This window comes from Paenibacillus sp. FSL R7-269 (genome assembly GCF_000517865.1).
Lineage (GTDB): Bacteria > Bacillota > Bacilli > Paenibacillales > Paenibacillaceae > Paenibacillus_AQ.
In genome coordinates this window covers 25,368-46,919 of record NZ_ASPS01000036.1, presented here as the reverse complement: position 1 = coordinate 46,919, position 21,552 = coordinate 25,368, and the positions used below count along the sequence as shown (strand labels likewise).

The 21,552-nt window shown below is 54.5% G+C and carries 20 protein-coding genes; 10 read left to right on the top strand and 10 right to left on the bottom strand.

Annotation, left to right across the window (positions count from 1 at the left end; all coding sequences use genetic code 11):
* From C162_RS17840 to C162_RS17830, 3 genes are all read left to right on the top strand, one after another.
* The coding region (locus C162_RS17840; protein ID WP_036696085.1) for a tRNA (mnm(5)s(2)U34)-methyltransferase at positions 1 to 469 on the top strand (469 nt) is incomplete at its 5' end.
* A gap of 65 nt (positions 470 to 534) precedes the next feature.
* Positions 535 to 1,503, top strand: coding sequence for a type I phosphomannose isomerase catalytic subunit (locus C162_RS17835; protein WP_036696069.1), 969 nt, complete (start codon positions 535 to 537; stop codon positions 1,501 to 1,503).
* An 85-nt stretch (positions 1,504 to 1,588) separates the two neighbouring features.
* On the top strand, positions 1,589 to 2,551 hold the full coding sequence (locus C162_RS17830) for an alpha/beta fold hydrolase (protein WP_036696068.1): 963 nt from the start codon (positions 1,589 to 1,591) through the stop codon (positions 2,549 to 2,551).
* 295 nt (positions 2,552 to 2,846) lie between these two features.
* Here the strand turns inward: C162_RS17830 and C162_RS36950 are convergent, their stop codons facing one another.
* The 6 genes from C162_RS36950 to recQ all read right to left on the bottom strand — a co-directional run bounded on the left by C162_RS36950 (position 2,847) and on the right by recQ (position 9,578).
* Positions 2,847 to 3,404 carry a hypothetical protein gene (locus C162_RS36950; RefSeq protein WP_235218459.1) on the bottom strand — a complete coding sequence of 186 codons (558 nt, stop codon included), beginning with the start codon at positions 3,402 to 3,404 and terminating at the stop codon, positions 2,847 to 2,849.
* Between the two features lie 89 nt (positions 3,405 to 3,493).
* Positions 3,494 to 3,718 carry a hypothetical protein gene (locus C162_RS36945; protein ID WP_235218458.1) on the bottom strand — a complete coding sequence of 75 codons (225 nt, stop codon included), beginning with the start codon at positions 3,716 to 3,718 and terminating at the stop codon, positions 3,494 to 3,496.
* Between the two features lie 527 nt (positions 3,719 to 4,245).
* Positions 4,246 to 4,827 (bottom strand): nucleotidyltransferase family protein, encoded by a 582-nt coding sequence (locus C162_RS17820; protein WP_036696066.1) that lies wholly within the window; start codon positions 4,825 to 4,827, stop codon positions 4,246 to 4,248.
* The gene (locus C162_RS17815) at positions 4,820 to 5,329 is read right to left on the bottom strand and encodes a GNAT family N-acetyltransferase (protein ID WP_063829034.1); all 510 of its coding nucleotides are present in this window, start codon (positions 5,327 to 5,329) and stop codon (positions 4,820 to 4,822) included. Before C162_RS17815 ends, C162_RS17820 begins: the two co-directional genes overlap by 8 nt.
* Before the next feature lie 382 nt (positions 5,330 to 5,711).
* Positions 5,712 to 7,736, bottom strand: a complete 2,025-nt coding sequence (locus C162_RS17810; RefSeq protein ID WP_036696063.1) for a B12-binding domain-containing radical SAM protein — start codon at positions 7,734 to 7,736, stop codon at positions 5,712 to 5,714.
* Between the two features lie 15 nt (positions 7,737 to 7,751).
* Positions 7,752 to 9,578, bottom strand: a complete 1,827-nt coding sequence (gene recQ, locus C162_RS17805) for a DNA helicase RecQ (protein WP_036696060.1) — start codon at positions 9,576 to 9,578, stop codon at positions 7,752 to 7,754.
* Between the two features lie 177 nt (positions 9,579 to 9,755).
* Between recQ and C162_RS17800 the strand changes: the two genes are divergently transcribed.
* The 5 genes from C162_RS17800 to C162_RS17780 all read left to right on the top strand — a co-directional run bounded on the left by C162_RS17800 (position 9,756) and on the right by C162_RS17780 (position 14,067).
* Positions 9,756 to 10,727, top strand: a complete 972-nt coding sequence (locus C162_RS17800; protein WP_036696058.1) for an RluA family pseudouridine synthase — start codon at positions 9,756 to 9,758, stop codon at positions 10,725 to 10,727.
* A gap of 67 nt (positions 10,728 to 10,794) precedes the next feature.
* Complete coding sequence (locus tag C162_RS17795) at positions 10,795 to 11,310, top strand: hypothetical protein (RefSeq protein WP_036696056.1); 516 nt, start codon at positions 10,795 to 10,797, stop codon at positions 11,308 to 11,310.
* A gap of 24 nt (positions 11,311 to 11,334) precedes the next feature.
* Complete coding sequence (locus C162_RS17790; RefSeq protein WP_036696054.1) at positions 11,335 to 11,730, top strand: hypothetical protein; 396 nt, start codon at positions 11,335 to 11,337, stop codon at positions 11,728 to 11,730.
* 25 nt (positions 11,731 to 11,755) lie between these two features.
* On the top strand, positions 11,756 to 12,325 hold the full coding sequence (locus C162_RS17785; RefSeq protein WP_036696052.1) for a TetR-like C-terminal domain-containing protein: 570 nt from the start codon (positions 11,756 to 11,758) through the stop codon (positions 12,323 to 12,325).
* Between the two features lie 161 nt (positions 12,326 to 12,486).
* Entirely contained in the window at positions 12,487 to 14,067 is a 1,581-nt protein-coding gene (locus C162_RS17780) for an oleate hydratase (RefSeq protein ID WP_036696049.1), read from the top strand.
* Between the two features lie 625 nt (positions 14,068 to 14,692).
* Here C162_RS17780 and C162_RS17775 read toward each other — a convergent pair.
* A complete protein-coding gene (locus tag C162_RS17775) occupies positions 14,693 to 15,418 on the bottom strand; it encodes a DsbA family oxidoreductase (protein ID WP_036696047.1) in 726 nt (241 codons plus the stop codon).
* A 233-nt stretch (positions 15,419 to 15,651) separates the two neighbouring features.
* Here C162_RS17775 and C162_RS17770 point away from each other — a divergent pair, with 233 nt between their 5' ends.
* On the top strand, positions 15,652 to 16,584 hold the full coding sequence (locus tag C162_RS17770) for a glycosyltransferase family 2 protein (RefSeq protein ID WP_036696044.1): 933 nt from the start codon (positions 15,652 to 15,654) through the stop codon (positions 16,582 to 16,584).
* Between the two features lie 255 nt (positions 16,585 to 16,839).
* Here C162_RS17770 and C162_RS17765 read toward each other — a convergent pair whose 3' ends face one another.
* Together C162_RS17765 and C162_RS17760 are read right to left on the bottom strand one after the other, a co-directional pair.
* On the bottom strand, positions 16,840 to 18,594 hold the full coding sequence (locus C162_RS17765) for an SGNH/GDSL hydrolase family protein (RefSeq protein WP_036696042.1): 1,755 nt from the start codon (positions 18,592 to 18,594) through the stop codon (positions 16,840 to 16,842).
* 200 nt (positions 18,595 to 18,794) lie between these two features.
* On the bottom strand, positions 18,795 to 19,367 hold the full coding sequence (locus tag C162_RS17760; protein WP_036696040.1) for a TetR/AcrR family transcriptional regulator: 573 nt from the start codon (positions 19,365 to 19,367) through the stop codon (positions 18,795 to 18,797).
* Between the two features lie 243 nt (positions 19,368 to 19,610).
* Between C162_RS17760 and C162_RS17755 the strand changes: the two genes are divergently transcribed.
* The gene (locus C162_RS17755; RefSeq protein ID WP_036696038.1) at positions 19,611 to 20,723 is read left to right on the top strand and encodes an FAD:protein FMN transferase; all 1,113 of its coding nucleotides are present in this window, start codon (positions 19,611 to 19,613) and stop codon (positions 20,721 to 20,723) included.
* A gap of 94 nt (positions 20,724 to 20,817) precedes the next feature.
* Here C162_RS17755 and C162_RS17750 read toward each other — a convergent pair whose 3' ends face one another.
* Positions 20,818 to 21,531, bottom strand: coding sequence for an HAD family hydrolase (locus C162_RS17750; protein ID WP_036696035.1), 714 nt, complete (start codon positions 21,529 to 21,531; stop codon positions 20,818 to 20,820).
* Positions 21,532 to 21,552: the final 21 nt, after the last annotated feature.

The window sequence follows — 21,552 nt, the reverse complement described above, 5'->3', positions numbered from 1 at the left end:
GCGCGGCGGGGTGTACGGGTTCGACATCCAGCCGCAGGCGCTGGCTCTTGCCGGCGAGCGCCTGCGGCTGGCCCGGGAGGAAGCGCCGGCTGCGCTGGCTCCCGTGACGCTGCTGCTGCAGAGCCATGCAGCCATGGCTGAAGCCGTTCCGCCAGCCTGGCGCGGAACGGTTGCGGCGGTGATGTTCAACCTCGGCTATCTGCCTGCAGGCGATGCCGATAAGACCATCATCACCGAGCCGCAGAGCACGCTGGCCGCGCTGGAGGCGGCGCTTGCGCTGCTTCGCCCGGGCGGGATCATCACGGCCGTGCTGTATCCCGGCCACGAAGGCGGCGGCAGCGAAGCCGCCGCTGTCGAAGCCTGGGCCGCCGGACTGGCCCAGCAGGACGCGCAGACCATCGTGTACCGGCAGCTTCAGCGCGAGTCTGCACCATATGTTGTAGCTGTAGAGAAGAGACAAAGGGGCTAACACCTGAAGACAGTGAGCCCCTTGTAACTGAAGATCATCTTATTATCAGGAAGGAAGATGTTGTAATGACGAAACCATATCCTCTGAAATTTCAGCCGGAGTTCAAAGAACGTGTCTGGGGAGGCCGGGCGCTGGAGAAATTCGGCCTGGATCTGCCGCAAGGCCATATCGGCGAAGGCTGGATGATTGCCGATCATCCGAACGGCACCTCCTCTGTAGTCAACGGCGAACTTGCCGGACAAGGCCTTGATGCCATCCGTGAGCAGTTCGGGCACGAGTGGTTCGGCAGCAAGGGAATTACGGAAGAAGGCGGAAGATTCCCACTGCTGATCAAGCTGCTGGATTGCAACGATAACCTCTCCGTACAGGTTCACCCTACGGATGATTATGCCGGACTTCCCAAGGGAGAGCTGGGCAAAACCGAAATGTGGTACGTGCTGGACGCCAAGCCGGGCGCCAAAATCATCTACGGCCTGAAGGAAGGCGTCACCCGCGAGATGCTGAAGGACGCGCTGGAGAATGGAACGGTTATGGACAGCCTGCAGGAAGTGACTGTAGCTGCCGGTGACTCCTTCTATATCCCTGCCGGGACTGTACATGCATTGTGTGCAGGAGTCGTTGTAGCAGAGATCCAGCAGAACTCTGACACTACATACCGGATTTACGATTATGACCGTCCGGGTCTGGACGGGAAGCCGCGCGAGCTGCATATCGAGGATTCCCTGAATGTGACTGCCTATGAGGGAGCAGGCGCGACTTCGATGAAGACAGATGGTGCTGTGGCCGGGGAATGGCTTAGAATTGCCTCCTCGCCTTATTTTATCGTGGAAAAAGGACTGGTGTCCGGCGAATGGCAGCTCGCCACCACGGATGACAGCTTCACCATTCTGGTAATCTGCGAGGGCAGCGGCCATTTGATCTGGGAGGGCGGCTCCCAGCCATATGCAGCGGGCGAATGCTATCTGCTTCCGTCCAGCCTCGGCGCTTACAGCATTGAAGGACAATCTACAGTGCTGCGCTCTTATCTGCCTTAACCAGCCGGACTGCGTTACTTGGATCAGAAGCAACAGGTACTCTTTACGCTAAGAATGCTGAATTTCACTTTCAGGAGGACAGGCGATGACTGAGAACACTTTTACCATGACTGATCCCTTAGATGTCAAAATCCATGTCTATGAATGGCTGCCGGACGCGGGAACGGAGATCCGGGGGATTGTGCAGATCGCACACGGTATGTGTGAGACGGCTGCGCGGTATGCCCGGTTCGCTTCGGCGCTCACCGCAGCCGGTTATGCCGTATATGCCAATGACCACCGGGGACATGGCCTTACTGCCGGCAGAGTCAACCTGCTCGGCGACAGCGGGGAGAACGGCTTCTACTGGATGCGGCGCAATCTCCTTGAGCTTGCAGAGCTCGCCTGCTCCCGGCATGAGCATGTGCCCATCTTCCTGTTCGCGCACAGCATGGGCTCATTTCTGGCTCAGAAGCTGATGTGCGAGGAAGGCCACGAGATCTATAGCGGCTTCATCCTCAGCGGCACCAACGGTCCCCGGAGTATGCTGCGGCTGGCGGAGTCCCTGTCGAAGGTGCAGTTAAGGCTCCAGGGAGATCACCACCGCAGCGTGTTGCTGAACGGAATGGTCTTCGGTACGTATAACCGCTCCTTTTCTCCGGTCCGGACAGCTTTTGACTGGCTCAGCAGCGACCCGGAGGAGGTGGACCACTTCATTGCCGACCCGTACTGCGGGGCGATCTGCACTACCCGCTTCTTCCGTGATTTCTTCCATATGCTGCGGGAGCTTCATACCAGGTCCACTCTTCAGCACTTATGCAGCGACAAGCCGGTCTACCTGTTCGCGGGTGAGAAGGACCCTGTGGGATCGAATGGTCAAGGGGTGAAGCGTCTGGCTGAGTTATATCGGAAGCAGGGGCTTCAGGATGTAGAATGCAAGCTATATCCGGGAGGCCGGCATGAGATGCTGAACGAGGTCAACCGGGATGAGGTCACGGCCGATGTGCTGGACTGGCTCGCCCGCCACCTGCCTGCCGAATCCATGTGGCTTCAGCCTACGGCGGATTAATTTTTACAGTCCCCACCAGGTTCAATGGCATAGAACACAATGTATGCTGTTTTTCACATATATTTGGGCCGTGTGCCTGCTTGCGAGCGTAATGTATGCTGTTTTCCACATACATTTGGTCCATATGCCTTGTACCAGCCATTGTATTCAGTTGTAAGCACCGCCTTTTAAAGGGCGGTACCGTTTCAGCGGGAAATAGAAGGATAAGTTGTCGTGTGAAACATAGAAATTCTATATCTTAACCAAAGAGAGGCACTCCGTCAGGTACGGGATGCCTCTCTTTGGATTGTGCAGGTTAAGAACCTGCAGAGTGATTACGCCAGGCGACCAGCCTATCCTTCAAAACTTGCTTATAGACCCCCAGCGCATACGCAGAATTATTTACTTTTGTCTTATTCAAGCTTAACAGGTTGTATATGTTATCTTCCAGCTTGCTTCTGCTCTTAAGTACCTCCAGCGTACCTTCTAAGCCCTGGAATCCCTGTCTCAGGCCATATCCCTGTGAGGTGTAATACTCGATGAACCCATCCGACCACTCCAGGGGTCTCCCGTGGACAGCTTTGCGGAAAGCCTGCTCCAGATCGTCCTGTTCAATAACAAACAGTAGCGGGTTCAATGGCTTAATAATGGCCTCCAGCTCCTGAATGTAGCTTATCATGTACTCCTCAGCTTCGGCTGCATCGTGCCTGATCATCCCCATAGTCACAGGATTCTGAATAAAACAGCAATCAAACACATACGTATCCGGCCCCCGTAAGGCACTCTCCGTAAACTGCCTCCACCTTGCTGTAATCAGCTTCCTGTGCTGAGCCAGCGGCAGTTCATATACATCCTTTCGGGTCAATCTGTCCATCCATTCCTTCGGAAGGAGAGGACCGTAAGCATTTATTATTTTCCGGTATCCGACCAGATAATTGTTGTCTTGACAGGTAGTGTGCGCGCTTAATACTTCCCCCGAATTCCCGCCGCAGATTCTCGACAGCTCATCATATTCTGCTTGGTAAGGCAAGCAACTCCATCATAATCAGCGGGATGATCCAGATTCCCTTCCAGGACAAGCTGAGCGCTCACATTCATCTCCGTAAGAATTTCGTAAACCAGCTGTGCCGTTGTGGACTTCCCATAGCCGGGTAAACCCTCGACTAAGACTAATTTCGGTTGTTTCATATATCGTTCCCCCGTTCACTCATTAGGAGGATAGGCAGGTAAAGAGCCATATAGATGCTATTTCCGGCAACAAAAAAGGATACCCCTAGGTATCCGCAGAAGTCGGTATACGAACCATTCACCCTGCATACCCTGTAAGTTGACAGAAAGACATGCCTAATAGCATAGTGATCCCCACTATTACCGGCTCGTCCTTCAGTTCATTCACACTTACAAAGTAATCCACATGATGGTGTTTATGCTCCTTTACTGGCATCTCTTTATTGATCGTAACACTGGAGAAGGATAAATACAATTAGGTGTTCACCCACACGGTTCCTCAGCAATTCCTTAGATTCCCAAAGCTTAGTTTCACCGGGAGGATAGACTCCACGATGAGCATCATAATCGCTCGCTAGCTCTGCAAGCCGCTCCAATGAATCATATTCAGAGGTTAAGTCAGGCTGCCATTAACATCCTACTGTGGTTCACCATGGCGGATAAGATAAAATTGCGTCACTTATATCCCCCCCAACTTTACATATATTCTACCAAGGAACCACTGTAAGCTCCGGCCATTTGGACTTCCATTTCTGCGTCTTCGCTTCGTAGATCTTCTCGCTGATCAGTGCTTTGTTGGGCCGTAGAATTAAATGAAATAAATCCTCCAGACCAAATGGGGCATAAATCTTCCATTCACCATTCAGCTCAAGCCTTGCTCCCAGCGAGGTCACTGTAGTCGGCCAACTGTCGATTGCTGCTTCCAGGGAGAGGTAGGGTGGGATTTCCACACCGAACTTCTGCGGATACCACAGATGAACGCGGGCCTGATTCTTGAGATCGACCGGAAGGGGAACGCCGTCAAAAAGCTCTCTGCCCTTCGCAACCACCTTATCCTCAGCAGCATAACTCAGATCAGCTGCATCATAGTAGATAATATCGATGTCACTGATTCCGTATCCCGGCGACCGTCCGGTAAATTCATTCCATATTGTTTGCACCAGGCATCCTGCGCCAATGTAGTAAGGAACTGGAGCCAGACCTTGGGCACGCTTGAAAATATCCATTAGCAGTGTATCTCGGGTGAATAGCTCCATAAGACGGTTATGCAGTACATCCCCCTCATGCATCAGCAGAAGCCTCAACAGGCTCAGAGGATAGCCGATATTGCAAAATCAGCTGTGTTCCTTTGCTTCCGCTCCGCCGCAGACCATGATCCTGAAATCCGGCCCCAAGATATAGCTGACTGGCGGCGGTATTGCATTCATTCACAGCCAGCACAATTTGCCGGGCTTCAGGGTAGTGGCGGCGGACAAGATCCGGCAGCAGCAACATTGCTGCTTTAGCGAACCCACGGCCCTGGCTGGCATGGTCCATCAGGAAAGCGCGCAGCAGAACTGCATCGGCATAGTCAGGAAAGAAATCGGCTATGCCCTCACCAGTGTGGAGGATGAAGAAGCCCACCGCCTGTTCTCCGCAGGCAATGACCACTCCCTCCTTACCGGTATCCTCCTTGATATCCTGAAGCGTCTCCTCCGGCAGTCCAGTGAACTGCAACTGCTCCGCTGGAAGCTTAAAGCCAAGTAACTGGTCCTTGAATTGCTCCCCATACTCGTCACCGTACCTAAACAATGATATGTGCTGCCCCTGACTCAACTGTATTCCCCCCGTAGGTAACTAACTCAGAAGTCCTTCTTTCCGCAAAAGTTCAGTTTGCGCAGGTTATCGGAACACGCACCTGTAATCTCGCTCATTGTATTCAGTTTTTTGATTACATTTGGACCACGTGCCCGCGCGACGCCGAATGTGGTCGGTTTTTCGATTACATTTGGCCCACGTGCCCACTCAGCGCTGAATGTAATCGGTTTTTCGATTACATTTGGTCCACGTGCCTGCGCGACGCCGAATGTGGTCGGTTTTTCGATTACATTTGGTCCACGCACCCACGCAGCGCTGAATGTGGTCGGTTTTTCGCACACATCAGCCCATGTCCGGTGCAACCAGGGTCCCTAACCTACAAAGGCAAAGCGTAATACTGCGCCCGCTGGCTCTCGTCCTGCTGATACAGAATGACCAGCAGCGTGCGGCCATCGCTTGCCCCAGGGTGCGGATCGTTAAGGACCGCCGCTGGCACACCACCAGCCACTGCTGCCACAGTAGGCAGAAGATCTGCCTCAGTAGCGGCCACGCCGCCCGCTCCAGCTCCCCCGCGTTCTGCCGGGGCCGATGCTGTAACCGCCGCGTGTATCTCCCGGCCGTTCCCGTTCCCGTTCCCGTTCCCGTTCCCGTTCCCGTTCCCGTTCCCGTTCCCGTTCCCGGCATCAGCACCCGCTTCGGCACCCGCCTCAGCGCCAAGCTCCCCGTCATAGCGAAGCCCGCTGATCGATTCCAGCACCGGCGCAAGGCGGAACGGCAGCTCATCGAGCACGATGAACTTCTGGAGCTCCCGCTCGCTAAGTCCGGCTTCCGCCAGCTTGGCCGAGATCAGCTCCGGCTGACTGGCGATCTGCTTCAGGTGCTTCGCCCACTCCGCTTTATCAAGCACATCGTCCCACCAGATCTTGCGGGGCTTGTACTTGTGGGCGAGGAAGTAGTCCAGCTTCATCAGGCCGGTGACAATGTCCATGGAGGCCGTGCCCCGGTCCGTCAGGAAGTCCTGCAGCCGGGTGAACAGATCCTCCAACTGATGCCCGATCTTCTGCCAGCCCCGTTCTTCCCAGTAGTCCCCGAACTCCTGGAAGAAGTCGAACGGAGACGGGAACACATGTCGGATCAAATACTTGACCGAATGAGCCAGCCGCTGGCTGTTCCAGTACTTCTCCAGCACATCCTCCAGCCGCTTGAGCCGGATAATATCGGCGAACGGCATAACATGGCTGCTGAGAATTTCGTATGGTGCATGCTCCATATACGTATAGTCATATTTGGCAGCCTGGGCGCGCAGCCCGGTACCGCGCAGCATTTTGAGGAAACCTAATTGCAGCTCCTCCGGCTCCATGGCGAAGACGTCATTGAAGGTCTTGCGGAAGGTGGCGTAATCCTCCATCGGCAGTCCGGCGATCAGATCAAGATGCTGGTCGATGTTGCCGCTGGCCTTAATCTTCATCACAGTGCGCGACAGCTTGGTGAAGTTCTGGCGGCGCTTGACCAGCTCATTGGTCTCATCATTCGTCGACTGAACGCCGATCTCGAAGCGGAAGACGCCCGGCGGGGCGTTTTGCGCCAGGAAATCCAGCACCTCGGGACGCATAATATCAGCGGTAATCTCGAACTGGAACACGCAGCCCTGATGATTGTCGATCAGGAACTGGAACATCTCCATCGCATAATTGCGGTTGATATTGAATGTGCGGTCCAGGAACTTGATCACCTTGGCCCCGCCCTCAATCAGATAGAGCAGATCGGACTTCACCCGTTCGATATCATAATAACGCACGCCCACCTCAATGCTGGACAGGCAGAATTGGCAGTTGAAGGGACAGCCCCGGCTCGTCTCAAAATAAACGATACGCTTGCTCAGCTCCGGCAGATCCTCCGCGAAGCGGTGCGGGGTCGGCAGAGTGTTGAGATCGCTTTTGGGACGGGGAGGATTGACGATCAGCTCTTCACCCTTGCGGTAAGCCGCACCATATACGAAATGGTACTTATGTTCATCCCGGATCTCCTGCAGCAGATGGTGGAAGGTCTCTTCCCCGTCACCGTTCACGACGAAGTCTACTCCGGCCTCCCGCTTCATCCAGTAGAGCGGCTCATAGGATACCTCCGGCCCGCCCAGCACAATCTTGACCTCCGGCATGACCTGCTTGAGAATTCCGACCAGCTTGATGGTCTCCTCGATGTTCCAGATATAACAGGAGAAGCCGATCACATCCGGCTGCTTCTGAAAAAGGTCAGACACGATATTCATCGCGGGATCTTTGATGGTATATTCCGCCAAAAGGATATCCTTGAACTCATGCTCGCTATACGCCTTCAGCAACCGGATCGCAAGCGACGTATGAATATATTTGGCATTTAATGTGGCCAGGATGATTCTCATGCCTTATAACCTTCTTTACATGTCATTTTGAAAAAACTCCAGGAAGGCCTTGCCGTACTTCCGGTACTTCACTTCACCGACACCCTTCACCCTCAGCATCTCCGATTCCGTCTGCGGACAGACCACGCTCATCTCACGCAGCGTCGCATCATTGAAAATGATGTACGACGGCACATGCTCGCGCCCCGCCAGCTCGCGGCGGATCAGGCGCAGCTGTTCGAACACCGTCTCATTGACCGCAGACGGTGAAGTATCACGCGAGCGGCTGCGGTCCCGCGTGCCGGAGGTGACCAGCGTGCGGGCTACGCGCTGATGCACCTGGCGCTGGCCGCGCAGCACCTCTGCTGCCAGCGGCTGCAGCCGGACCACCGGATACTGGCCTTCGGACAAGGCCAGATATCCTTCCGAGATCAGCATATTGATGATCTCGGTAATCTCCTTCTCACTGCGGCTGGACATAGCGCCGTGAGTTGGCAGCTGCTCGAAGCCGTATTGCAGCACCTTCTGGTTACGCGAGCCCTTCAGCACGGATGAGACCAGCGCCACGCCGTAACGCTCCCGCATCCGGTGGATGCAGGAGAAGATCTTCTGCGCTTCTACGGTGATATCCACCAGCTCACGCTCATCAGTACAGGAGCTGCAGATCCCGCAGTGATCATCGTCATGGCTCTCGCCGAAATAGTCGAGCTGTGCACTGCGCAGGCAGCGGGTGGTATAGCAGTATTCAATCATCTGCTGGAGCTTGCGGTATTCGTTGGCTTTGCGTTCCGGGTCCTGCGGGTTCTGCTCAATCAGGAATTTCTGGGTCATGATATCCTGCGCACTGAACAGCAGGATACAATCGCTCGGCTCCCCGTCACGCCCGGCACGGCCCGCCTCCTGAACATAGGCCTCCATGTTCTTCGGCATATTGTAATGAATGACATAACGCACGTTAGACTTGTCGATCCCCATCCCGAAGGCATTCGTAGCGACCATGACACGGATATCGTCATACAGGAAGCCTTCCTGGCTGTCCGCCCGCTCCTGGTCGTTCATTCCGGCATGATAGCGCCCCGCCGTGATGCCTGCGGCCTGGAGGCGCTGGTAGAGATCATCCACCTCCTTGCGGGTGGCGGCATACACGATGCCAGGCTGATGGGCATGCTGAGCCGCGTAATCCAGCACGAACTCTCGCTTGTTCTCTCCGCGCAGCACGGACATCGCCAGGTTGTCACGGCCAAGTCCGGTCATGAAGACGCCCGGCTCGCGCAGGCGTAGCAGCCGGACCATATCCTCCATAACCTCCGGGGTAGCCGTAGCGGTGAAGGCCGCCAGAATCGGACGCTGCGGCAGCTGCTCCACGAACGGGGAGACCGCCAGATAACTGGTGCGGAAGTCATGGCCCCACTGCGAGACGCAGTGCGCCTCATCGACAGCTACGCAGGAGATATTCAGTCCCGCCATCTCCAGGCGGAACCAGTCCAGCTCCAGACGCTCGGGAGCTACATAGAGCAGCTTCAAGTCGCCGCGGCGGGCCGCACGGATGCGCTCATTCACTTCTTTGCCGCTCAGGGTGCTGTTGATATAAGCAGCGGGAATCCCTGCTGTCGTAAGAGCATCCACCTGATCCTTCATCAGGGAGATCAGCGGGGAGACGACCAGGGTAAGCCCCGGATGCAGCAGCGCCGGAACCTGATAGCAGATGGACTTACCGCCTCCGGTAGGCAGAATGCCAAGCGTATCGCGGCCTTCCAGCAGATTGTTCACAATTTTTTTCTGGCCGTCCCGGAAATCGGGATAACCGTAATATTTTTGCAGCTCGGCCTGAGCCTGCTCCATTAATGATCCTTGCATCTCCATGTCTATTCAAACTCCTTAAGGCTTTCTACCTTTTAGTTTACCGGGCAACCGGCTGCCAAGCAACCGCCTGAAGCAGATATCATCGCTCTCCTGCCGGGACCCCATCCCTTCCGTAGTATTTCTTCACGGCCCATGGTATATTGAGGAGTAACCTATTAAAGGACGGAGAATGCGGTCATGAATACAAGAAGAACCAGAAATCAGGGGAACAGAACCTCTAACCATAAACAGGGAACAAGATCCGGAGCCCCGGCCAAGCCGGCAGCTGCACCCAAATCCTATACGGTAGCCGAACCTGCGGAGCTGCTTGTTTTTCTGCTGAAGACGATTACGAATAAGGGGCGCAACTCAATCAAATCCATGCTCTCCCGCGGACAGGTTGCTGTGAACGGCAAACCGGTGACCAAGCATAACCATCTGCTCCATCCAGGCCAGACCGTGACGATTGACCAGGAGAAGCCTGCTGAAGCCAAGGAGATGCTGGGACTGACCATTGTCCATGAGGATGACGATATTATCGTGATTCAGAAGGATGCGGGGCTCCTGTCCATCGCAACTGGAGAAGATAATGAACTGACGGCTTACCGCCAGCTGATGGAGCATGTCCGCCTGAGCAATCCGAAGAACCGCGTCTATGTGGTGCACCGGCTGGACCGTGATACCTCGGGCGTCATGATGTTTGCCAAAAGCGAGGCGATTCAGCAGTCCCTCCAGAACAGCTGGAAGGAGACCGTCAAGGAACGCTCCTACGTGGCTCTGGTGGAAGGCGCCGTTAAGAGATCCGAGGGCACGATCAGCTCCTGGCTGAAGGAGACCTCCACGCTGAAGATGTACTCCAGTCCGCATGAGGGAGACGGGCTGCATGCCGTAACCCGTTATAAGCTGATCCAGGCGAACCGCCACTTCTCCCTGCTGGAGGTGCATCTGGAGACCGGACGGAAGAATCAGATCCGTGTTCACATGTCCGACATCGGCCATCCGATTGCCGGGGACAAGAAGTACGGCGCAGAGACTAAGGCAGTCGGCCGTCTCGGTCTGCATGCCCGTGTGCTCTCATTCGTTCATCCGACCACAGGCGACATTCTGACGTTTGAGAGCGCGATTCCGAAGACTTTTCTGAAATACACAGCACCGGCACCTACGAACTAATCCCTAAGCTGTGAGTGCCGACAGCAGATCATAATATAATATAGAGAAACGATAGAAGGTGCCGCTCTTGTTCCACCCTACTGTTTTTGACAATATCAAAATCGCCCTGGAGAACCAGATCTATGACTACGACAATCTGGATGGGGTTCTAGTTGTAACAGACCGGTCTGATCTGCTCAATCTCGCGCTGATGTCGCGTGAATTCAGCCTCGCGTTCAAGCTGACCGGAGGCCTGAATGTGACGTCCGAGATTCTGCTCCAGTCTACAGTGAAGGACCTTGGCGATGAGATTCTGGAGACGCCGGGCAGCGATCCGGGATGCAGTCTTTTCTTACGCTTTTATCTGGAGATTGAAGATGTGAATGAGCAGTGCCCCACGATTGAAGAGATTCTGACCCGAATCTGGAGACCTGAATTTCAGCCTGTGCAATCGCTCAGCTTCCGCTATGGACAGACGGGCGATACGTACAATAACTGTGTTGAACTGCAATTCAAACGGCAAATTACCGAAGAGCAAATGGAAGACCTTCCGAACCTCTTGAAGTTCCTGCTGCAGAGCGCCGAAGAACTGGAAGAGGTATAACGCTATACATGGGGTGAGCTGATAATGAATTTCCTGCCTCCTGCCCGGACGGGCCGCTGGCTGGCATGGTCTGCCGGTTACGCGCTGCTGCTATGGCTATTGCTGATTCTGCACCGGTATCTGTGGTTAGGTGAGCCTTTCAACTTTATTCTTGCCCTACGCTGGGCCCTCCTTGCCATTGTAATCTCCGGTATAGTCAACGGATTCGGCTGGTTGGGTGCGCAGCTTGTGTGGATTTTCTCAAGCGCTGGAACTGTGGCGGGACTCTTCCTGATGTACATGTACACTTACCGTGAAATGTCGGGCTTCGAGGATCTTGCAGGCTTTCTGTCCTTCGGCCTGTTTACAGCAGGCGGCTTCGCTCTGGGTCTTATCGCCGAGGGCGGCCGCCTGCTGATACACTATTGGCGCAAACGCTGATTCCTGTTAGGAGCTGATGACCCTTATGTCCAATTCCCTGCTGACCAAAAATGCGCTCGCACGCTCACTCAAGGACCTGATGGCCCATCTTCCGCTGAACAAAATCTCCGTCCGGCATCTGGTTGAGGATTGCGGCGTGAACCGGCAGACCTTTTATTATCATTTTCAGGATATCTATGATTTGCTGGGCTGGATCTACAAGACGGAGGCTGTCGAGAGCATTGCCCAGTACCGCAGCTACAGCACGTGGACCGACGGATTCTACCGGATATTCTGCTACATCGAGAACAATAAGGCCTTCTGCTGCAACACCTTGGACTCCCTCGGACGGAGGCATCTGGATGCGTATCTGTATGAGGTGACGAGTGATCTCGTCATGGGCGTCATCAACGAGTTGGCCGCCGGGCTGAATGTCGGGACGCCGGATAAGCAGTTCATCGCCAACTTTTACACACTGGCCTTCACCGGACTGATCATTCAGTGGATGCAGGACGGGATGCAGGAGCCGCCGGGGCCGATGATTGAGAAGCTGAGCGTCCTGATCGAAGGGAACTTCCTGAAGGCGCTGTATAAATATGAGAACATTTTGTCGTAACCTCAGGGTTACGGCTTTTTTTTTGCCCAAAAACGTTACACTTTGTTCCATATGTCCAAATTTTATACAGATCATACGCTTTGATGATACCCTCCAGGGCGGGACTGGATTACACTCGGTTCAGGTCCAGTATTCAAGCAAATCTATGGAGGCGGTAATCAGTGAAAAAAGAGTACGGTAACGAGCAGGTATATTTCGTAGGCGGTGGCATTGCATCCCTTGCGGGTGCGGCCTATCTGGTTAGAGACTGCAATTTTCCCGGACAGAACATTCACATTATTGAAGAGATGAAGATCCTTGGCGGCAGCAATGACGGAGCCGGCGATGCAGAGCATGGATATGTCATTCGCGGCGGCCGCATGCTGAACGATGAGACCTATGAGAACCTGTGGGAGCTATTAAGTACCATTCCGTCCATTGACCAGCCGGGGATGACGCTGCGGGAAGAAATCGTTCAATTTGACGAGTCCAATCCAACCCGCGGCCAGGCACGGCTAATCAACAGCAAGGGTGAGGTTCTGGATGTCACCTCAATGGGCTTCGATATGGCAGACCGCCTGGCCATGGGCAAGCTGGTCATTACGCCGGAGCCAGCCCTGGGCACCTTGCGGATTAACGACTGGTTCGGACCGCATTTCTTCACGACGAACTTCTGGTACATGTGGGCAACCACCTTTGCTTTCCAGCCTTGGCATAGTGCGGTTGAGTTCAAGCGGTATATGCTCCGCTTCATGCACGAGTTCCCTAGAATTCAAACGCTTGAAGGCGTAACCCGCACCCCATACAACCAATATGATTCGATTATTCTGCCGCTGCATCAATATCTGGAGCCGCTGGGCGTAGATTTCACCTTGAAATGTACGGTAACCGATCTGGAATTCAAAGATGGCGACGGCATTACAGTAACCGCGATGAAGGTCGTCCGCGATGGCGTGGAGGATGTCATTACTGTCAATGAAGGTGACCGGGTCATTGTGACGAACGGCTCGATGACCGAAGGCTCCAGCCTCGGATCAATGACCTCCGCTCCCGGGATGAACGGTAAGGGCAGCTCATGGAAGCTGTGGGAGACGATCGCCGCGAAGAAGCCAGGTCTCGGTAATCCTTCTTCCTTCGACGATCATGTGGATGAATCCAAATGGGAATCCTTCACGGTGACCTTCCAGGACTCGAAGTTCTTCGACCTGATGGAGAAGTTCACCCGCAACCGGGCCGGTACCGGCGCACTCGTAACGTTCAAGGATTCCAGTTGGTTCATGTCGGTCGTGCTGGCCTTCCAGCCACATTTCCGCAACCAGCCGGAGCATGTCAAAGTCTTCTGGGGATATGGCCTGTACCCGGACAAGGTCGGCGATTATGTATACAAAAAAATGTGCGACTGTACCGGCGAAGAAATTATGGAGGAGCTGATCGGACATCTGCACTTCGAGGCGCATAAGGAAGAGATCATGGCTACCGCCAACTGTATTCCTTGCATGATGCCATATATCACCTCCCAGTTCATGCCGCGCCTGAATAGCGACCGGCCGCAGGTAGTGCCTGAAGGCTCCACCAACCTGGCCTTTATCAGCCAATACTGCGAGATCCCGGACGATATCGTTTTCACGGAAGAATATTCAGTCCGTGCCGCCCGTATCGCCGTCTACACCTTGTTCGGCGTGAACCGCCCGGTAGAGCCGATCAATGCGTACCAGAACGATGTCCGCACACTGTTCTCCAGTCTAATAACCTCATTCCGGTAACGGCCTGATCCAGCTACTGCGGTGTTGCCCGCCCGGACGTTGAGCCCGCCCTCTGAGGACGGCGGGCTGGGCGCGCGGACTGGCAGCCGGATTCACACATGTACAGCCGCGGCGGTCCAAATATGTTCGGTTTTCCGCATACATTTGGACCACTTGCCCACGTAGCTGCGATTGTGTTCGGTTTCCCGCGCCAGGCCTGTGGTCTCTGTAAGCAACAAAAACCCCTGCTGCATGAATTTCATGCGGCGGGGGTTTCGTGCGTCCATTTGTTGCAACCTTGCTAAGAAGGTCCAGTGACGGCGGGAATTCCATATTTTACAGCCTTTTCCGATTAGCCGAAGCCTCCTGACTGGATGGATCACGTTACACAGACTCCAGCGGCGGACTCCAGTGCGCTTATTTGTACCAAATCATCTTTTGCGGCAGCGTTGCGGACACAAGTGCGCTTAAGTGCCGAATATCCTGCAATTTTGCTTAAAAAACCTCTGCATAGCGTCCTCAGAGTCCGGCAAGCTGCCCAAAATGGCCTTTTGGCGCGATTAGCGGAACTGTAGTCCGTAACCAGACTCGTTCGTCCAGGCACAGCACGCAGCAACGCTTACTTCAAGCCTGCCTCTGATCACAATCAGATGCTGCAGGAGCCGTCATCGCAGCCGTCATCAGACGGTGCAGCCCCGGATTTCGGCTGGCCGACCACCTGAAGCTCTGGACCCTTCTGCTCCTCCGCCCATACCGTGTCCAGCACTTCAGTAAAGACCGGACCCGGCTGTGCGCCGGATACTGCGTACTTATTATTGAAGACGAAGAACGGAACGCCGGTGATGTTCAGCTGCCGGGCAGCTTCAATGTCAGCCTCTACCCGGTCGCCATAAGCCTCACTGTCGAGCACCTCAGCCACTTTGGCCTGATCCAGTCCGGCCTCGGCAGCCAGCTCAGCCAGCACTTGGCGGTCACCCAGATTCAATGAATCGGTGAAGTACGCACGCAGCAGCCGTTCGGTCATCTGCGGAGCCTTGCCCTGAGTAGCGGCATAATGGCTCAAGCGGTGAGCGTCAAAGGTATTCGTGGACTGAATTGTATCGAAATTGAACTCCAGACCCACACCCTGCGCCTGCTCGGCCAGCTGTGCGTTCATCTCCTTGGCCTTGTCACGGGTCATGCCGTATTTACCGGCCAGCAGCTCATGGATATCTCTCGTCTCATCGGTGCGTGCATTCGGGTCCAGCTGGAAGCTGCGGAACACGACCTCTACCTGGTCACGGCCGGGGAATTGGCTCAGCGCGTGCTCCAGCCGTCTTTTGCCGATATAGCAGAACGGGCAGGCATAATCAGACCATATATCTATTCTCATGGGAATTCCTCCTGAATGGTAATGGTATTTGTATTGCAATTCACTTACTATTATATAGTTAAAAACCGAAAATTACAAACAAACTTTCTGAACAATCCTTGCTCGCTAAATGCCCCGCACACTCTCTCCCCTGCTGGCTTCCGGGAGAAAAGTAAACGAAAGAGGTATATACGTCCGCCCGGGCGGACAGGTAAAATTAGAGCAACTAAGAAGTCCCGAAAGGAGTCAACGGTATGCATGACCTGTCTATAGTCATTCCCACGCGTAACCGGATCAGCGATCTGACCCTCTGCATTGAATCCATCGGCGCGCAGACCGGCCTGGAGGATGTCTCCATCGAACTGCTGATCGTGGACGACGGCGAGATCGGAGAACGGGTGCTGGAGTATTTCCGCGAGGTGCTCGGGCGTCTTCCAGATGCCAGCCTGTGTTATTACCGCAAAACCAAGCCCGGCGTCTGGCTCTCCCGCTACGAGGCCCTCGGGCTCATCGACGGGGAGATTCTGCTCAGCTTCGATGACGATGCGGAGCTGGACGATTCGTTCTATATCCGCCGGATGCTCGATACCTATGCCTCAGACCCGTCCATTGTCGGGGTCGGCGGAATCGCCAAGGGTCTCTCCAGCAGCAAATCGGGCAAGCTGCTCGGCAGGCTGACCTGCCAAATGTCGGCTTCGCCAGGCAGACTGTCGGCAAGCACACTGGCCGGGTCTCTTCTCTTATGGGGGGAGACGGAGAATATTTTTGAGACGGACTTCTTCCATGGCTGCAATATGTCCTTCCGCAGCTCGGCGCTGCGGGATATGAAGCCGTACCCCTGGATGACCAGCTACGCAGTAGCAGACGATATCTATATGTGCCATCTGGCGAGCAGATACGGCAAGCTGGTGATTAACCCGGAGCTGAAAATCATGCATCATGAATCGCCCAGCTCGCGCGACAAGGCAGGCCGGGTCGCACGGGCGACCGCAGTCAATCATTATTATCTGCTGAATCTGCGCAAAGCACCCGTGAAGAATTATGCAGCTCTGCTCTGGACCTTGTCTTACCTCGCCGTCAAGTCTACGCTCAAGCGGAACTTCAATGCCGTCTCCGGCTACGCCAGCGGCATTCTGTTCGTGCTTAATCCCCGCAAGAATAAATACAGGGAATTTATGCTGGACTAGGCACAGAACTCCACGAAAAACCGCTAGTGTGCACAGAACCAAACAGTTCAAGGATGTTATGAGGCCCTATGCCCCATACATCCGGTTCATACACCTTCTGGTCAGCACATTACTTCGTATTCGGTTTTCCGCATACATTCGCCCCACTTCCCTCGCCACCTCTCATTACTCCTTATCCGAATGATAAATCGCAAAAAGGGTGCCCCCGAAGCAGCTTAGTGCTGCCCCGATGACACCCTTTTACCTACTTGGTTCTTAGGCCGTATACCCGAAGCCCAGGATGGTGAAGCACTTCTCCTGATCCTCCGGCGCCATCCGGATCTCCACCACATGCTCCTCGCTCTGCTCATTCTTATACAGAATCACAGCGTTGCAGTGGGTCCAGCTATTCACATGCGGATCTGCCGTCAGAACCAGCTTGCCGTCCACATAGACCTCCGCCTTGCCCACATCCGGGCTGCCCGAATCCTTGAAGACCAGGATCAGATTCTTGCTGGTGATTGTCAGCCTGAAGCGATCCTCACCAGACGCAGCCGTGTGCATCCAGTTATGCGGGAATTGCGGAGTGCCGAACGGATTGGCATCCATCTCCACCTGCTGCAGCTCCTCATCCGTACCGTCGAAGCCGCCTGCTTCAATAGCAATCGCAGCACCTGCGCTGCCCAGATCACTTATGCGGTCCAGCAGCCGGACATGGGCAAAATCATTGCCGAGCACAGGCGCACCCGTCAGCGTATCCTCACCCTCTTCATCCATCCCCGCCCGGGCGGTTTCGGAGAACAGGTAGCCCAGGGAATCCGCCATTACGCGGTGCCCATCATTCGTAGGGTGATAAATATCGTAGAAGAATTGCCGCTTGGAGATGATATTCCCTTCGGCCTTGCTCAGCCGGAACTGCTCTGTTACTGCATCTTTGACACTGACCATCGGGAGATTATAGCGTCTGCCTACCGGGGAGAGGCGGTCCTGCAGGTTCCAGTCATTCACGAAGACACTGAACAGCAGGATGACAGCAGGATGGTTCGGGGCAGACAGAATTTTGAGACAGAGGCTCTCGAAGCAGTTACCCTTCGTCTCGTCCCCTTCATCATTCACAGCAAATTCCACCACTACGATGTCAGGAGCGGCTACACTATCCCTCAACACATCCCGCTCATAGCGGATCATCCCCAGCTCGGAGGGCGTCCCGCCAACCCCGGCCTTGATGAAATGAATGTTCTCTCCTCCGTCCTTGCCGAATAACTCCTTAAATCTCAAGTACGACTGATAAGCATAGCATTCTGTATGGATCGGTTTGGCTCCTGCACCCTGTGTGATAGACCCGCCAATATAAGCAATCGTCACATCCTCGCCGCTTGCAGCCTTGTCCATAGCCCGCTTCAGCCGCCGGTTATTGCCCGCATGCAGCAGGGACTTCGCAATCATTGCACGATAAGCAGACGAATCGAAGTCTACGGGAGGTTCCGCTGTCAGCTCAGGTGCCGTGTACCCGTCATTAAGGTAGAGAACGATGCTCGCTGTCGCCAGTTCCCCCTCGTTGTTGAACTCAAAGGCATATTTGCCGGGAGCCACATCCTCCTCAGACCATTCGGTCTCCTCCAGTTTCACTAGGATTTCCGTTCCATCGCCAGGGCAGGGGACCCGCAGCTGCGTGCCAGTCTCATATTTGCTGGTTCTGCCCCAATTCTGCAGGAGAAAAGTGACCGCTGTCCCTTCCTCCCCCGTCTTCACAGATACACCAATGCTGTGCACCAGCTTGCGGAAGCCGGTCCAGTCTCTAAGCATCGCCAGCATCTGCTCATCCGTAACCCCGCCTATGTATTTGGCTTTATCGATCAGATAATTGCCTTCCAGATAGACCTCCTGCGAGGGCTTGCCCTCCGCCCGGGCGGTTGCCTCAATCGCCGTCTCGAACATGACGAAGAAGCCGTCCCGGCGCTCCACTGGATCTTGGGGTGCCGCCGGACCCTCCTGCCCGCCAAGCCCGGTACTGTTGCTATACTTTTCCATATCCATCAGCCTCACTTTGTCTGAAGGCGCTCTCACTCATCAGGAGCAGGACAGCTCTCATCCGCCGCCATGCCCGCTCTTGACTTCAGCTGCGCCATAATAGTCTGCATTAACGATTTCATTATAGCCTGGGGTCTGGAGCAGCTCAACGTACAACCTGAAACTCTGTTTAGTTATTACAACAATTCGTTAGTTTGTCTCTATTGCAGCATTCCGGTGGAGATGAACAGAATCATATGCTCTTTGATCTTGTTCTGATCCAGCGGCTCATGGGATTTGTTCCATTCCGTGGTCAGCGCCAGATACATCCGCAGAATCATAAACGCCGCCACACTGGCATCGCAGGCCTTCACTTCTCCGTTCCCGATGGCCTCCTCGATCTGCTGCTGCAGGAACTCCAGCGCATAACCCTCCATCCGCTTCACGCCTTCGAGCGCCTGGGCCGTACCGATATCCCGTACCTCCTGCGCCAGCTTCACGAACAGCTCATGGTCCAGGCGGAACTCCAGAATGGAGTCCAGCAGATGAAGCAGCTTATGCACGAAGGAAGTTTGCTGCGCAGCCACACGGCTCATCACCGATGTTAATTCAGCTGTGGCCTTGCCCAGAATTTCCTCGAACAGTTCTTCCTTGGTTTTGAAAAAGGTATAGATCGTGCCCTTGCCCACATTGGCGATTCTGGATACCTGATCCATCGTCGTAGCTTTATAGCCGAATTGTACAAAAGACAGGGTTGCAGCCTGCAGGATTAAAGCTTTACGGTCAATAGACATAGGTCATGCTCCTTTACTGTAAACAAGTGGAAACCGCTTTGCCGTCCTTTTAAGGAACGGTACCGTTTCAGCGGGAAATAGAAGGATAATGTATAGCCTTATCTTTTGAAAATATCACAAGCCTCCCCCTTCGGCAAGCCGCGCTTTCGCACAAAATGTCATCAAATGAGTATCCATTGCTGTTCTTTCTGGGGTATGATAGTAAGGATGCAACCACGAAACTAATTGTATGGATGGTGGAATATGTCTGAAATCAAAAAAACATCTAAGAACAAAAAAACCGTTGTAATTCTGGCCGCGCTCGTCGTTGTTATCGCTGCGGCTGTGGTAATCTGGCTTACAGTAGGCAACAACAAGAGTGAAGACAGTCCTGCTGCTACTGGAACCGGCGATACGAAATCCCTGGAACAGACATTTTATATTTATGACACCGTCGTGAATATCAAGGTGTTCGGCGATACAGTGAAGCAGAAGAATATGGACGACATTCAGGCCATGCTGGAACGGATGGACATTGAGTTCAGCCGCACCAAGACGAACGGGGAATTGTACGCAGTGAATCAGGCCGCCGGTAAGCAAGCTGTTGCTGTGTCTGACGAAACGCTGGATATCGTGAAGCTCTCCCTCAAATATGCAGAGGAAATGGACGGGCTTTACGATCCGACCATCGGGCCGCTGGTCGACCTCTGGGCCATCGGCGAAGGCGGAGAGCGCGTGCCGGACCAGGCAGCGATTGACAAGGCGCGCAGCTTGACCAACTATAAGGATGTTATTGTAGATGAAGCCGCGAAGACGGTGAAGTTAGCCAAAGAAGGCATGGTGCTGGACATGGGCGGAATCGGCAAGGGCTATGCGGCTGACCGGATCGCCGACTATCTCAAGGCTCAGGGCCTGAACAGCGCGATGATTAATCTCGGGGGCAGCAGCATTATCGCCCTTGGCAATAAGCCAAATGGTTCCCAGTGGAATATCGGCCTGCAAGACCCCGATCAGAGCCGGGGCACCCAGCTCGGCACGATTAAAATTACCGATGAGGTCATTGATGCTTCCGGGGTGTATGAGCGCTTCTTCATGCAGGACGGGGTGCGTTACCACCATATCCTCGACCCCCGCACGGGCTTCCCTTCCCAGAACGGGCTGAAGAGTATCACTATCATGAGCCCCAATGCGACAGATGCGGACGCTCTTTCCACTGGTGTGTTCCTCATGGGCCTGGAAGAAGGCATGAAGTATCTCGAAGCGCTGCCGGAGAAGGTTGAGGCCTTCTTCATTACGGACGATAACAAGATCTATGCCACCTCTGAGCTGAAGAAGCGGCTGAATCTGACCGATCCCACTTATAGCTTCGCTAATTAACGGAGTCTGGTGCTGATGTGGCTAAGTAGCTTCCAGGTAAAATACACAAAAAAGGTGCCTTCCACTCACGGAGAGCACCTTTTCTGTATGAATATCACACCAGCGGCAGCTCGCTGAACTCTTTATAATTCGTGAAAATATGGCTTGGCCTATGATCCGTCCCCGGCTCTCGCCCGCGCGGATTGTACCAGCATACCTGCCAGCCCGCAGCCAGTGCCCCGACCACATCGTTGGCCCAGGTATCGCCCACATAGAGGCTGTTCTCCGGCACCGTTCCCGTCACACGGTTAACATGCGCGAAGATGGCCGGGTCCGGCTTTGCCAGACCGACCGCATCCGAGATGAAGATCATCTCCGGCGGAATGATCCGGTCGATCCCCAGCCCGCGCAGCTTGCCCATCTGGTGCTCCTGCGGACCGTTCGTGATAATGCCTACCGGGTGCCCTTGGCTAATGAACCGCTGCAATTGCTCCGCTACGCCTTCAATCATCTCAATCGTATATTGGCGGGCAATGTAGGAGGCCTGTATCTGCACCGCCTGCTCCCGAGAGAGCGGCAAGCCAAATTCGTCAAAAGCCAGCTCCAGCCGCATCACCCGCGTCTCCTCCAGCTCCATCTCCCCGCGCAGATACTTCGGCCACAGCAAATCACTGTGATGTCTTACCGTGTAGAACAGCTCTGCGTAATCCAGCTTGTCCTCCTCAGGGGCCAACACCTCACGTACGGCTTCCCGGAAGGGAAGCAGGTGGTCATACAGCGTATCATCCAGATCAAAAAACACAGCCAGCTTACCATTTGTCTCCGTCACACTAACTCTCCTAACCCTGCT